Source organism: Leifsonia sp. 2TAF2 (genome assembly GCF_052115085.1).
GTDB lineage: Bacteria > Actinomycetota > Actinomycetes > Actinomycetales > Microbacteriaceae > Leifsonia.
The window spans coordinates 1-12,289 of record NZ_JBFRFY010000003.1 but is presented as its reverse complement, the minus strand read 5'-3'; the positions used below and the strand labels follow the sequence as shown (position 1 = coordinate 12,289).

Sequence of the window (12,289 nt, the reverse complement as noted above, 5' to 3'; positions counted from 1 at the left end):
CCATTAATCGCCGTCGCCGCCGAACTGTCAACGGCTGGGTTGCGCGGGTGTTGCGCGTACCTCTGGAGGAAATCACCAGAAAGGGGACACTCGTATGTTCTTCCACCGTCAGGAGATGCAGCACACCGCAAAGCCGGACAAGCCGGATGCCGTCTACGCCCGCAAACTTCAGGAGGTGCTCGGCGGTCAGTACGGCGAGATCACCGTCGCGATGCAGTACGGCTTCCAGGCCTGGAACGCGCACATCCCGGGCAAGTACCGCGACCTCCTCTACGGCATCGGGGCTGAGGAGTTCGGGCACGTCGAGATGCTGGCCGTCATGATCGCCCAGCTGCTCGAGAAGTCGCCGCTCGGGATCACCGAGGACGCCGTCCAGGACGACCCGGTCGTCGCGGCGGTCGTCGGGGGCACGGACGTGCAGCACGCCATCGTCGCGGGCGCCGGCGCCCGTCCCGTCGACAGCAACGGCAACCCGTGGCAGGGCAGCTTCATCACCGCGAGCGGCAACCTGCTGGCCGACTTCACCGCCAACGCCAACGCGGAGATGCAGGGCCGCCTCCAGGTCGCCCGGCTGTACCACATGACCGACGACGCGGGCGTTCGTGACCTGCTCTCGTTCCTGCTGGCCCGCGACACCATGCACCAGAACCAGTGGATCGCCGCGGCCGCCGAGTTGCGGGAGGAAGGGACGGAGGACCTCCCGGTCCCGAGCAACTTCCCGCTCAGCAAGGAGGACCGCGACGTGGCCTACGAGTACATCAACTTCTCGGACGGCCCCGCCGCAGCAGAAGGCCGGTGGGCGAGCGGCCCGACGCCCGACGGCAAGGGCGAGTTCACCTACCTCGACGGCCCGCAGGCGACGGTCCCGATGCCGCCGCCCACGCATCCCGACTCGCGGTTCTACGGCACCACCGAGCTGCCGAACACCGTCGAGAAGGTCGCCGGAGCGGTTCAGGACAAGCTCAACAAGGAGTGATCGTCAGCCCTCGTGCGGCAGGCTCCGAGCCACTCGGAACGTCTCGAGGCTCGGGTCTGCCGCATCGGGGATGACCATCCCCGCCTCCAGCCCGCTCTGCAGGTAGTCGATGACCGCCTGGTTGATGATCTCGCCGGGCAGGATGGCCGGGATGCCGGGCGGGTACGGCGTCACCTGCTCGGCGGCGACGCGACCGGCCGCCTCCTCAGCAGGAACCGCCTCGACGGGTCCGAAGAAGGCGTCGCGCGGCAGCGAGGCCATGACCGGCTGCAGGTCCTTCGCGGAAGGCAGCGCGACGGGCGACGGCTCCGGCATCCGCTCGGCCACGTCCGGCAACTGCCTGAGAGCGTCGAGGAGCCGACCCGTCGTCTCCTCGTCGTCGGCGATGGAGAGGGTCGCCTCGATGCGGCGGTGGTCGTTGATGCCCACGTCGATCCGGTGCTCGGCACGCAGCCAGTCGGCGACCTGGTAGCCGGAGACGCCGAACTCGCTCACATCGATGAGCACGTGCATCGGGTCGAAGTCGTGCGAGGCCTCCTCCGCGAGCAGTTCGTCGCGCAGAACATGCAGGCCCGGGATGCGCTCGATCGCCTCCCGCGTGCGGGCCGTGAGCGCGAGTGTGTCGCCGAGCAACTGCGTTCCGTGCTGCACCATCTGCCGCCGCCACCCGTCGATCGCCGCATACAGCAGGACGTTGGCGCTCGTGGTCGCGAGCACGTCGGCGCACTGGGAGAGACGGACCGGGTCCACCAGTGAACCCTGCAGGTGGTAGACGGACCCCTGCTCGAAACCGATGCCCATCTTGTGGACGCTGACGACGCAGATGTCGGCTCCCGCATCCATCGCCCAGGTCGGCAGGTCGTTGTGGAACGGCAGGTGCGCGCCCCAGGCCTCGTCGACGATCACCGGCTTGCCGCGCGAGTGGCACACCTCGACGATCGCCTGCAGGTCGGCGCAGGTGCCGTACGGGGTCGGGCTTGTGACCAGGGCGGCGGAGGCGTCGGGATAGCGCTGCCACATCCGCTCGAACTCCTCCGGGCCCGGCGGATGCGCGATGTGCTGCTCCTCGTCGTAGCGCGTCGGCACCCACCGCGGCTGCAGGCCGGAGAGGACGAGGCCGGCGACGACGGACTTGTGCGCGTCCCGACCGATGATCAGCTCGCCCTCGCCGCGTGTGACGGCCAGGATGGACGCCTTCACCGACAGCGAGCTGCCGCAGGTCGAGAAGAAGGCCTGGTCCGCGCCGACGGCGTCCGCCATGAGCTCCTCGGCCGTCGAGAGGTAGCCGTTGGAGGACTTCCTGTCGTCGAGGCCCGCCGTTGAGAGCACGTCCTCGCGGAGCGCCCCGCCGAGCACGGCGGTCACCCGCTCGTCGGCGCCGCGACCCTGCCGGTGGCCGGGCGGGGTGAAGCCGTAGCGGTCGAGGCGGTGGTAGTCGGCCAATGCATCCAGGATGGGAGCCCGAGTGTGATCCATACCTCTTCGGTACACCGGCTCAGCGACGAGCGGGAGGGTCTTGTCAGGATGCCTGAATGGAGGGGGACTCGCCGTACTGATCGCGGTAGCGCCGCGAGAACCGGTCGAGGTCTGCGAAACCCCAGCGGGCGGCCACCTCGGCGAGGTCGGTCGTCGGGTCGGAGACCCGTAGCTCCGTGTGGGCGGCCGAGAGTCGCACGCGCTGAAGGTAGCCGCGCGCCGTCGTGCCCGAGTGGACGCGGAACGCCGCGTTCAACTGCGCCAGGGTGGCGCCTGCAGCTCCCGCGATGTCGACGACCGTGATGGGCAGAGACGCGTGATCCTCGATGAACCCGGCTGCTCGGCGGAATTTCTCGAGCTGCCCGGCGGGCGACAGTGTGCGCTCCTGCGGGTCCGCGCTCAGGGGGAAGCACTGCAGGGCCGCCATCGACAGGGAGTGGAAGAGGCTGGCGCGCACCAGCGGATGCCGGAAGGTACCAGCCTGCATGTACTCGGCCGCGGCGGTGGCAGCGTTCAGCATGTGCTCCGAGTGCGACGCGCTGATGGTCTCCGGGGAGTCGAACACGACCGCCAAGTCCTCGTCGCCGTACGCGGTGCGTGCCACATCCCGCAGAGCGTCAGGTGACAGGAAGATGTTGACGACGTCGATACCTTCGGCATAGCAGGAGAAGTCGTGGCCCGGTCGCACGAGGAACGGCGAGCGCGTGCCGACACCCTGCTGACCGTCGATGTCCCAGCGGTACCGACCCGAGGTGACGTTCACGATCACCAGGTCGTCGAAGTCGCCGGAGGTCTCCCACTCGCCGCCGATCGCATAGTGGGCGACCGAGAACGACTCGTCGGTCGCCACGTCGCCGTCGAACGAGAACCCTGCGTCGGGTTCGGAGGCGAACGCGAAGTGGCCGCCGGATGCGGCGAGCAGGGCGTCTGCTTCAGCGGGATCGGAGGTCTGGCTGCGCAGGCGGGTGAAATCAGCCATCGTTCGACGGTACCCCCGCTTCTCCCGCGGCAGGAAGGGATTCCCGGCTGCTACTCAGTCGGCGTGGCCGAGCACCCCGACCGGTATGCCGAACGAGAGCGCGATGCAGACGATGCCGGCGAAGAAGACCAGCCCCTGCCAGCCCGGGAGGGTGTCCGCCAGACCGAGCAGGAAGAGCCCGAGCAGGAAGAGGACGAAGCACCCGATGAAAGCCAGAACGTCGCTCACGATTTACCTTTCTTCCGCTGCGCGGACGTCTCGCGGCGGTTGGCTTTTTTGATCTCGTCGACCAGTTCGTCCTTGTTCATCCGGGTGCGGCCGGAGATGTCGAGACGCTTGGCGACATCCAGCAAGTGCGCCTTGGAGGCGTTGGCGTCGACGCCTTCTTGCGTCGACGCTTTCGTGTCGCGGCCGCCTGCCGCCTTGCGGTCGGAAGGTCCGTTCTTGGACTTCCGCTCCCAGTGGTCGCCGATCTTCTCGTACTCGTTCTTCAGGGCGGCGAACGCCGTGCGGTGAGCGCGCTCGCCCTCGCCGTACTCTTCGACGGCGGAGTCGTGCGCCTTCGACCAGAGGTTCTGCGCGTGCTTCTCCGAACGCTCCAGAGTGGAGGGCAGCTCCTGTGATGCGGGCATGATCCTGTGGTACTCCTTCCGATCCGGTTCGGGCTAGTACTTCTCCACAGCTACCCCCTTCATCGGGGTTTTCAACCGTCTCCCCGGGCCGCCCCCGCGGCGCGTACCGTCGCGCCAGTCTGAAGGGACGACGGGGCCCGAGTACGGGCCAACAGGGACGAACAGACGGACCAGGGAGGAGACAGCATGAAGGCGATCGTGTGGCACGGGGTGGGCGACATCAGGATGGACGACGTTCCCGACCCGACGATCCAGGAACCGACGGATGCGATCGTGCGCATCACGACGAGCGCGATCTGCGGCACCGACCTGCATATGATCCGGGGCACGATGTCCGGGATGAAGCCGGGCACGGTACTCGGGCACGAGGCGATCGGCGTCGTGGAGGAGGTGGGGGATGCCGTCCGCGGGTTCTCCCCGGGCGACCGTGTCATCGTGTGCTCGACGATCTCCTGCGGGGTGTGCCCGCAGTGCCGCGCCGGGAACACGGCTCAGTGCGATGTCGCGAACCCCAACGGTCCGGCGGCCGGCACGTCCTTCTTCGGCGGCCCTGAGCAGACCGGTCCGGTGAACGGCCTCCAGGCTCAGTACGCCCGCATCCCATGGGCCGAGCACACGCTGATTCCGCTTCCGGAGGCGGTCAGCGACGAGCAGGCCATCCTGCTCTCCGACATCTTCCCCACCGCCTGGTTCGGTGCCGAACTGGCCGGCGTCAAGCGCGGCGACACCGTCGCGGTGTTCGGCGCGGGCATCGTGGGTCAGCTGGCGATCGCGTCCGCCTTCCGCCAGGGCGCCGGGCGGGTGTTCGCCGTCGACGGCATCCAGACACGGCTCGCCCAGGCGCTCGAGCAGAACGCCGAGATCATCGACTTCAACGCCGAGGCTCCGGTCGATGTCATCCTCGAGCTCACCCGTGGAGCGGGCGTGGATGCGGTGATCGACGCCGTCGGGATCGACGCGCAGCGCCCCAAGAGCGGGCCGGCCGCGGCGGAGGCCGAAGAGCAGGCGTCGGAGTTCGAGGAGGCGCAGCAGCAGGTGGCGCCCGAGACGAACAGTCAGGGCGACCTGTGGGTGCCCGGCGATGCCCCGACGCTCGTGTCGCAGTGGGCCGTGGAGTCGGTCGCCAAGGCCGGCCGGATCGGCATCATCGGCGTCTACTCGCCGCAGCTCACGCACTATCCGATCGGCGCGGCGATGAACAAGAACCTGACCGTGAAGATGGGCAACTGCAACCACCGCGCTGTGACGCCGCCCTTGATCGACCTGGTGGCCGCCGGGCTGTTCGATCCGACCCGCTTCATCACGCAAGAGGTCGGTGTGGTGGATGCCGTCGAGGCCTACGAGAGCTTCGACCGTCGGGAGGAGGGGTGGCTCAAGACGGTGCTCGAGCCGTCGGCGTGAAAGGGAGCGTACGGGTAGCGTGAAGGGGTGACCGACCGAAGCGCGTCTCCGCATCCGCCAACCGCGCTGGTCACGGTCGACCGCGAGCCCGTCGGTGCAGTGGACGCCGACGGCCCGGTCTTCGTGCTGGTGCACGGGATAGGCGTGAGTTCGCGCTACTTCGAACGGCTGGTTCCGGCGCTCGCCGAGCACGGCCGGGTCGTCGCCGTCGACCTCCCCGGGTTCGGAAAGGCCAAGCCGCGCCGACGGTGGCCCGCGCTGTCCATCGATGACTTCGCCGACGCCGTCGCGCAGGCGATGGACGGCCTCGGTATCACGGCGGCGATCGTCGTCGGCCACTCGATGGGGACGCAGATCGCCGTGAGTCTGGCCGGCCGGCGGCCCGACCTGGTGAGCGCGGTCGCGTTGCTCGGACCGGTGATGGCGCCACAAGACCGCAATGCCCTCAAGGCCGCCGTGCTGCTGGGCCTCGACATCCTCCGCGAGGATGCGCGCGGCAACCGCATCGTGGTCGCCGACTACTTGCACGCCGGCCTCCGCTGGTACCTGGCGACCCTCCCCGCGATGCTCGGCTTCGAGACGGAGCGCGAACTCGAGGCCGTGACCGTACCGACGCTCGTCGTGCGCGGCGCGCGCGATCCCATCGCCCGCGACGACTGGGTGGCCGAGCTCGGGCGCCGCTCTGGCGGCCGCGTGGCCGTCGTCCCGTCGGTGGCCCACCTCGTCATGCACGGCGCGCCCTGGCGCACCGCCGCTCTGATCTCCCAATTGGCCGGGGTCCGCCGATGAGACGCACCGTGCTGCGTCGAGTGGGCGTCCTCGCGCTGGACTACCTCTACGCGGGCCGCCACCAACTGCGAGCCTTTCTCGACCGTGGAACCCCGGACGCGCTGGTGGCGGGCTCAGGGCACCTGGCGCCCGTGGTGCTGCTGCCGGGCATCTTCGAGACGTGGCGCTTCCTGCGCCCGCTCGCACAGCACATCCACTCGGGCGGCCACCCGGTGCACGTCGTCACGGCGCTGGAGGACAACCGGATGTCGGTTCCCGAGGCCGCTACGCTCGTCGCCCGGCACCTTCAGGAGCAGGACCTCAGTGACGTGGTCATCGTCGCGCACAGTAAAGGCGGCCTGGTCGCCAAGTACCTGATGGGGATGCCGGACTCCGGTCCGCGCATCCGCGCCGCCGTGACGGTCGCGACGCCGTTCGGCGGGTCGTCGCTCGCCCGCTTCATCCCTCTCCCGAGCGTGCGCGCGCTGATGCCGACGGCTCCCGGCCTGCTCCGGCTGGCGCTCAGCCGTGCGGTCAACGCCCAGATCGTCTCGGTCTGGGGATGGTTCGATCCGCACGTCCCCGCCGGGAGCAGGCTCGAGGGAGCCCGGAACATCGAGCTGGACGTCGGCGGGCACTTCCGCATTCTCGCCCGGCCGGAACTGCTCGCGATCGTCGACGAGGTGCTGGCGACGACGGACTGACCCGGCGGCCGGCCCCAACTGGCCCCTGTCGCGGTTCGCGGGCACGACGCTACCCTTCCACCGAGAGCGGGAGGGATCATGCTGCTGAACCGACGCATTCGCGGGATGGCGGTCGCTGCTGCCGTCGTCCTGATGCTGGCCGGCTGCGCCGGCACCCCGAGCGGCCAGGCCGTGGTGGGCCGATGGGGTTCGACGTCGTCCGGGCAGCCGAACCTCGACATCCAGAACGACGGCACCTTCGCCGGCTCCGACGGCTGCAACACCCTGAGCGGCAAGGGGCTCATCGACGGGGACGAGATCACCTTCGGTGCCATCTCCTCGACGTTGATGGCCTGTGAGAACGTCGACACCTGGCTGAGCAAGGCCGCGACCGGCAACGTCAACGGGAGCACGATGACCGTGCTCGACGACGGCGGCTCCACCATCGGCACGCTGAAACGCTCCGGTTCCTGACGCCACTCTTTTCCGGAACTGTCTATCGCGGCTCGGAGAGCCCTCGTTACTTTGGCCCTGCCACGCCCGACCACGGTACGGCCGGGCGGTCCGGTTCAGGGAACGTCCACTGCGCGAGCGTGTGCTCGCGCCGTCCGAGGAGCGAAGCGAATGACACTTGCAGAATCGCGGAAGGAGCGGGCCACCGCCGCACAGCAGCCCGCCACCGCGTACACCGGCATCACCGACCGGACCCAGCTCAACCCGATCTTCGCCCGCCCGGGCGAGGACACCGACCTCCCGCTCGACCGCATTCCGGACGGCGAGTCGCTGCCCGAGACGGCGTACCAGATCGTGCACGACGAGTCGATGCTCGACGGGAACGCGCGTCTCAACCTGGCCACGTTCGTCGGTACCTGGATGGACGACTACGCGTCGCGGCTGTACGCCGAATCCGCCGACAAGAACATGATCGACAAGGACGAGTACCCGCAGACGGCTGCGATCGAGACGCGCTGCTGGAAGATGGTGGCGGGTCTGTGGAACGCGCCCGACCGGGAGAAGGCGATCGGCACCTCCACCATCGGCTCCTCCGAGGCGTGCATGCTCGGCGGCCTCGCCCTGAAGCGCCGCTGGCAGCAGGCCCGCAGGGCCGAGGGCAAGCCGACCGACAAGCCGAACCTGGTGCTCTCCAGCGCCGTGCAGGTCTGCTGGGAGAAGTTCTGCAACTACTGGGATGTCGAGGCCCGCTACGTTCCGATCTCGGACGAGCACAAGGTGCTCGACGGCTTCGAGCTCGAGAAGTACGTCGACGAGAACACCATCGGCGTGGTCGCGATCATGGGCGTGACCTACACCGGGATGTACGAACCCGTCGCGCAGATCTCCGAAGCGCTCGACCGCATCCAGCAGGACACCGGGCTCGACATCAAGATCCATGTCGACGGTGCGTCCGGCGGGATGATCGCGCCGTTCCTCCAGCCTCAGCTGGCGTGGGACTTCCGTGTCGACCGCGTCGTCTCGATCAGCACCTCCGCTCACAAGTACGGTCTCGTCTACCCGGGTCTCGGCTGGGTGGTGTGGCGCACCGTCGAGGACCTGCCGGCGGACCTCGTCTTCGACGTCACCTACCTCGGCGGCCACATGCCCAGCTTCGCGCTGAACTTCTCGAGGCCCGGCGCGCAGGTGCTGCTGCAGTACTACCTGTTCCTCCGGCTCGGATTCGACGGCTACTACCGCGTGCAGAAGGCGTCGCAGGATGTCGCGCTCTACCTCTCGGGGGAGATCGCGAAGATGCCTGCGTTCGAGCTGTGGAACGACGGCTCCGACATCCCCGTCTTCGCCTGGCAGCTGAAGAAGGACCACACCGACAAGTGGACGCTCTACCACTTGTCGGAGCGGCTGCGTCTGAAGGGCTGGCTGATCCCCGCCTACCCGATGCCGGACAACCTGACCGACCTGACCGTGCAGCGGATCGTCGTGCGCAACGGCCTCAGCCGCAACCTCGCCGAGTCGCTCGTGCTCGACATCCAGGAGGCCGTCGACTACCTCGACCGGCTGGAGAGCCCGATGCCGACCGAAGGCATGGCCGCCTCTTTCACCCACTGACCGCCGGTTCGGCGATCGACCAATGGGCGCGCTGCGCCCTCTGACCAGCGGGAGTAGATCATGACCGCAACAAGCGAGCCCGGCCCGGCCGCCGGGCAGCCGACGCGAGCGGATGGCACGCCTGCGCCCAGTCCGGATCACGTGAAGCCGCATCCCTTCGCGAAGGTGCCGCACAAGCCGGCCATCGGCGCGCCGGGGACGACGGCGTCGAAGTTCATGAGCATCAGCCAGCTGGCGATGCTGACGGTCGTGGCCGTCGCCTCGCTGCGCAGCCTGCCCGCCATGGCCGGTTACGGGCTGGGCTCGGTGACGCTGTTCATCATCCCGGCCATCTTCTTCCTGATCCCGGTGGCGCTTGTCGCCGCCGAGCTCGCGACCGGCTGGAAGGGCGGCGTGTTCACCTGGGTGCGGATGGCGTTCGGCGAACGCTGGGGATTCCAGGCGATCTGGCTGCAGTGGGTGCAGAACGTCGTCTGGTATCCGACCCAGATCGCCTTCATCGCGGCCTCGCTGGCCTTCGTGTTCCTCGACCCCAACCTGGCGAATTCCGGCTTCTACACGGCGGTCGTCATCCTCGTCATCTACTGGTTCTCGACCTTCATCACGCTGCGCGGAGGCAACCTGTTCGCCAAGGTGGGTTCGTGGTCGGGTCTGGCCGGCACGATCTTCCCCGGCGTGCTGCTGATCCTCTTCGGGATCATCTGGCTCACGACCGGCCATACGAGCGAGACGCCGCTGACGGCCTCGGCGATCATCCCGCCGTTCACCGGGATCGCGTCCATCGTGCTGATCGTCTCCAACGTGCTCGCCTACGCGGGCATGGAGGTGAATGCGGTGCATGCGAACGACTTGAAGAGCCCCGGAAGCGGCTATCCGAAGACGGTGCTGATCTCGTCCATCCTGATTCTCTGCATCTTCATCTTCCCGACGATCGCCATCGCTGTGGCGGTGCCGTCCTCCCAGCTGGGTCTCACCACCGGCATCAACCTGGCGTTCAAGACGTTCTTCGACGCGTGGGGGATGGCGTGGGCGACGCCCATCATCTCGCTGCTGATCGCGCTCGGTGCCTTCGCCTCTGTCGTCACCTGGATCGCCGGTCCCTCGCGAGGCCTGCTCGCTGCCGCCCGCTCCGGCTACCTCCCGGTGTTCCTGCAGAAGCGGAACAAGGCGGGCGTGCAGATCGGCATCCTGAACGTGCAGGGCATCGTCGTCACGCTGCTCGCCTCGCTGTTCATCTTCGTGCCCAACATCAACACGGCGTTCATCCTGCTCGTCGACATGGCGGCGGCGCTCTACCTGATCATGTACATGCTGATGTTCGCGTCGGCGATGCGGTTGCGCCGCACCCACGCGCACGTCGTGCGCACCTACCGGACGCCGGCGATGGGACTCATCGCGACGATCGGATTCCTCGCCTGCCTGGCGGCCTTCGCCCTCGGCTTCGTACCTCCGTCAGGCTTCGGGGCGGGGGCTCCTGGCTGGGCGTATCCGGTGCTGGTGGGGGTGGTCGTCATCTTCCTCGGCGTCCCGCCGCTGATCTTCTACGCGGCCCGGAGGCCAGGCTGGGACCAGCGCACGGCGGCCGAGAAGGCGACGTTCGACGACGTGCTGGTGAACCCGCCGACGACCCCTGCGCCCGGTGCGCCGACGGGATCCGCCGGAGTGGCCGATCCCGCCCAACCGGTTCCGCCGGTCCCGCCGGCCGCGCCCGCCCCGCCGGGCACCGCCCCGGGCCCGGCGTGACGGGGCCGAGGACGATCAGGCGGCCGCGCGGCTGAAGTAGTGGCCCGCGGCCAGGTCGTCGAGGAGCCGGTTTAGTGGCTCACGGTTGGTTGCCAGGGCTTGCCGTGTGCCTGAAGACGACACGACTTCCGGGCGAGTCTGGGTCACCGATGAAGAGAACCAGGTCCGTGGAGAACCATCCGTTCTCTGCGTAGAGCGACGTGTTGTAGGTCCCTTCAACGAAAATGCTGGGCTGACTCGTATCCGGGAAGAACGACCACTCGCACTCACCACTCAGCGGATGGTTTTTGTCATCAGGCGACTGAGGAAGTGGGGCACCGCTGATAACCAAGACATCGCCGTGCTTGAACTCGAGCGTTGTTGGATGGGGGCGATCGCTCACCCAGGTGCCGTACACGTCCCGTTCCGTGAACTGGATCGGGCGTTGCATCCAGAACCAATCGCCGATCGCCCATGCGATGAAGGCGAAGGTGATGCCCAGAATCAGCCATAGCAGCCAGATCGGGTTTTCCTTGCTCGAATGTCGCAGCGCCATCATCACGGAATTCGGACGGTTTCTGTCCAGGTGATGTCCTGTCGTATCGGCTGGTATCCGCCGAACACGTCCTGGATGAATTTCGGCAGGTTGCCAACGTCGCCCCTGTTGAGGATCGTCACCAGGTCGCGGGGTAGGTCTTCGGGTTGCGCGTCATAACCTTCCTTGTCCGAGTGATATTTTCCCTCGAGGACCAACTTCTGAATGGAGGCCTTTGCTCGGGCCGCACTGGCGCTGCGTTTGAAAACTTGAGTGAAGGCGTCACTTTCGTCCCAGTCGAACTCGCGCGGCCCCTTGCCGGTGACCCATGCTGCTGCCATCTTCCACACGGAGTCGTTGGCCCGCTGAATCATGTCGCGGGTGGCTTTCAGATCTGCGTCGTTGGGTCCCTGCGTGTGACGGGGCGGCCCGTTGGGGCGCGGATTGTCAACGGCGCGTGCTCTGATTCCGGAGCCGTGTGTTTCGTGGGTGATGTCGGTGATCGCGGTGCCGAACCGGGTTTGCGCTTCGACCCGGGTCTCGTAGAGCGCCTGGAGTTTGGTGAGGGCTTCCGCTTCCTCTAGGAGGGCGGCTGTTCTGCTTCGCGCCGCTATCGCGATCATCTCCTCCATACCGGGGGCGGTCTTGGGGCCTTTGATCATGTTGGCCGCCGCGTCGAGGGTCTGCCGGGCCGCGTCGAGCTGGTTCACCCAGATCCGGGCCTGGTCCTGGACTTCCTCGTGGCTGTCTCGGTACGCCTGACAGGCGAGGAGCGCACTGGCGGCGGCTTGGTGTTTGGCGATGATGCTTGCCAGGAGCGCATCATGGGTCGCGGCGGCTGCTTCCCCGGCCCTACCGTGCCAGTGCTCCCGGATGGTGTGCGCGGACTTCCGTACGACGGTGTGCGCGTGTTCCAGCGTGGTCTGGTCTTTGCGCAGCTGCGCGGTCAGCGCATCCATGGCCTCCGGGCTACCCCGGCCCGGGTCTTCTTCCGTGAAGTCCTCCACCGGCCCTCACATCCCCCGAAACGGCGCGAACAGGTCGACCCCGTTGTCA

The 12,289-nt window shown here is 67.8% G+C and carries 13 protein-coding genes; 7 read left to right on the top strand and 6 right to left on the bottom strand.

Annotated elements, in window-relative coordinates; genetic code table 11:
• Positions 1-94: 94 nt before the first annotated feature.
• Positions 95-976: a manganese catalase family protein gene (locus AB4Z18_RS17495; protein ID WP_441784041.1), complete on the top strand. Its 882-nt coding sequence runs from the start codon at positions 95-97 to the stop codon at positions 974-976.
• 3 nt (positions 977-979) lie between these two features.
• Here AB4Z18_RS17495 and AB4Z18_RS17490 read toward each other — a convergent pair whose 3' ends face one another.
• From AB4Z18_RS17490 to AB4Z18_RS17475, 4 genes are read right to left on the bottom strand one after another with little or no spacing between them, the layout of a single operon-like run.
• Positions 980-2,452, bottom strand: coding sequence for an aminotransferase class I/II-fold pyridoxal phosphate-dependent enzyme (locus AB4Z18_RS17490; RefSeq protein ID WP_441784040.1), 1,473 nt, complete (start codon positions 2,450-2,452; stop codon positions 980-982).
• 43 nt (positions 2,453-2,495) lie between these two features.
• The gene (locus AB4Z18_RS17485; RefSeq protein ID WP_441784039.1) at positions 2,496-3,431 is read right to left on the bottom strand and encodes a helix-turn-helix transcriptional regulator; all 936 of its coding nucleotides are present in this window, start codon (positions 3,429-3,431) and stop codon (positions 2,496-2,498) included.
• Positions 3,432-3,485: 54 nt separating this feature from the next.
• The gene (locus tag AB4Z18_RS17480; protein ID WP_441784038.1) at positions 3,486-3,659 is read right to left on the bottom strand and encodes a hypothetical protein; all 174 of its coding nucleotides are present in this window, start codon (positions 3,657-3,659) and stop codon (positions 3,486-3,488) included.
• Complete coding sequence (locus AB4Z18_RS17475) at positions 3,656-4,063, bottom strand: ChaB family protein (RefSeq protein WP_441784037.1); 408 nt, start codon at positions 4,061-4,063, stop codon at positions 3,656-3,658. The genes AB4Z18_RS17480 and AB4Z18_RS17475 overlap by 4 nt, the downstream gene beginning before the upstream one ends.
• Before the next feature lie 186 nt (positions 4,064-4,249).
• On the opposite strand from AB4Z18_RS17475, the gene AB4Z18_RS17470 reads away from it, so the two are divergent.
• The 6 genes from AB4Z18_RS17470 (at position 4,250) to AB4Z18_RS17445 (ending at position 10,719) form a co-directional block, all read left to right on the top strand.
• Positions 4,250-5,464 (top strand): zinc-dependent alcohol dehydrogenase, encoded by a 1,215-nt coding sequence (locus AB4Z18_RS17470; RefSeq protein WP_441784036.1) that lies wholly within the window; start codon positions 4,250-4,252, stop codon positions 5,462-5,464.
• 27 nt (positions 5,465-5,491) lie between these two features.
• The gene (locus AB4Z18_RS17465; RefSeq protein ID WP_441784035.1) at positions 5,492-6,253 is read left to right on the top strand and encodes an alpha/beta fold hydrolase; all 762 of its coding nucleotides are present in this window, start codon (positions 5,492-5,494) and stop codon (positions 6,251-6,253) included.
• Entirely contained in the window at positions 6,250-6,936 is a 687-nt protein-coding gene (locus AB4Z18_RS17460) for an esterase/lipase family protein (RefSeq protein WP_441784034.1), read from the top strand. The genes AB4Z18_RS17465 and AB4Z18_RS17460 overlap by 4 nt, the downstream gene beginning before the upstream one ends.
• Positions 6,937-7,014: 78 nt before the next feature.
• Positions 7,015-7,389, top strand: coding sequence for an META domain-containing protein (locus AB4Z18_RS17455; protein ID WP_441784033.1), 375 nt, complete (start codon positions 7,015-7,017; stop codon positions 7,387-7,389).
• A 150-nt stretch (positions 7,390-7,539) separates the two neighbouring features.
• A complete protein-coding gene (locus tag AB4Z18_RS17450; RefSeq protein WP_441784032.1) occupies positions 7,540-8,976 on the top strand; it encodes a glutamate decarboxylase in 1,437 nt (478 codons plus the stop codon).
• A 60-nt stretch (positions 8,977-9,036) separates the two neighbouring features.
• Positions 9,037-10,719, top strand: a complete 1,683-nt coding sequence (locus AB4Z18_RS17445; RefSeq protein WP_441784031.1) for an amino acid permease — start codon at positions 9,037-9,039, stop codon at positions 10,717-10,719.
• Between the two features lie 79 nt (positions 10,720-10,798).
• Here AB4Z18_RS17445 and AB4Z18_RS17440 read toward each other — a convergent pair whose 3' ends face one another.
• Both AB4Z18_RS17440 and AB4Z18_RS17435 read right to left on the bottom strand, forming a co-directional pair.
• Positions 10,799-11,260, bottom strand: coding sequence for a hypothetical protein (locus AB4Z18_RS17440; RefSeq protein ID WP_441784030.1), 462 nt, complete (start codon positions 11,258-11,260; stop codon positions 10,799-10,801).
• On the bottom strand, positions 11,257-12,192 hold the full coding sequence (locus tag AB4Z18_RS17435) for a hypothetical protein (protein WP_441784029.1): 936 nt from the start codon (positions 12,190-12,192) through the stop codon (positions 11,257-11,259). The genes AB4Z18_RS17440 and AB4Z18_RS17435 overlap by 4 nt, the downstream gene beginning before the upstream one ends.
• Positions 12,193-12,289: the final 97 nt, after the last annotated feature.

Excerpts from the sequence above, each read along its gene's own strand:
- AB4Z18_RS17495 (WP_441784041.1), top strand. The coding sequence starts at position 95 with ATGTTCTTCCACCGTCAGGAGATGCAGCACACCGCAAAGCCGGACAAG.
- AB4Z18_RS17490 (WP_441784040.1), bottom strand. The coding sequence starts at position 2,452 with ATGGATCACACTCGGGCTCCCATCCTGGATGCATTGGCCGACTACCAC.
- AB4Z18_RS17485 (WP_441784039.1), bottom strand. The coding sequence starts at position 3,431 with ATGGCTGATTTCACCCGCCTGCGCAGCCAGACCTCCGATCCCGCTGAA.
- AB4Z18_RS17475 (WP_441784037.1), bottom strand. The coding sequence starts at position 4,063 with ATGCCCGCATCACAGGAGCTGCCCTCCACTCTGGAGCGTTCGGAGAAG.
- AB4Z18_RS17470 (WP_441784036.1), top strand. The coding sequence starts at position 4,250 with ATGAAGGCGATCGTGTGGCACGGGGTGGGCGACATCAGGATGGACGAC.
- AB4Z18_RS17460 (WP_441784034.1), top strand. The coding sequence starts at position 6,250 with ATGAGACGCACCGTGCTGCGTCGAGTGGGCGTCCTCGCGCTGGACTAC.
- AB4Z18_RS17455 (WP_441784033.1), top strand. The coding sequence starts at position 7,015 with ATGCTGCTGAACCGACGCATTCGCGGGATGGCGGTCGCTGCTGCCGTC.
- AB4Z18_RS17450 (WP_441784032.1), top strand. The coding sequence starts at position 7,540 with ATGACACTTGCAGAATCGCGGAAGGAGCGGGCCACCGCCGCACAGCAG.
- AB4Z18_RS17445 (WP_441784031.1), top strand. The coding sequence starts at position 9,037 with ATGACCGCAACAAGCGAGCCCGGCCCGGCCGCCGGGCAGCCGACGCGA.
- AB4Z18_RS17435 (WP_441784029.1), bottom strand. The coding sequence starts at position 12,192 with ATGGATGCGCTGACCGCGCAGCTGCGCAAAGACCAGACCACGCTGGAA.